Here is a 232-nt window from a genome sequence, read left to right as displayed (position 1 = left end):
TTTTTTATTTTATTTACAAATCTTAATTGACGTTGTTAATCCTATAATTACTCCCACACAAAGTGGTGTTGTTTCTGGTTGTACATCTGATGCCCCTTGGATTTCCGCTAATTCTTCCTCACTTAATTCATTTAGCGCTTTTCCAGATGGGTGTTTCGGTAAGTCTTTTAGCTTTTCTCTTACTTGTGGATCTTTCCACGCCTCTACTAACTCTTCTTTTGTGAACTTGTAT

At 35.8% G+C, this 232-nt stretch carries 1 protein-coding gene; it reads right to left on the bottom strand.

The window, feature by feature from the left end; all coding sequences use genetic code 11:
• Window positions 1-9: 9 nt before the first annotated feature.
• Window positions 10-232 (bottom strand): mersacidin/lichenicidin family type 2 lantibiotic (locus AU379_RS23610; protein WP_061139778.1); only part of this gene is annotated, 223 nt, incomplete at its 5' end.

Source organism: Bacillus sp. JH7 (assembly GCF_001563515.1).
In the GTDB taxonomy this organism is placed as follows: domain Bacteria; phylum Bacillota; class Bacilli; order Bacillales; family Bacillaceae_G; genus Bacillus_A; species Bacillus_A cereus.
The sequence above is the reverse complement of the archived record's forward strand: the minus strand, read 5'-3'. Positions and strand labels throughout refer to the sequence as shown.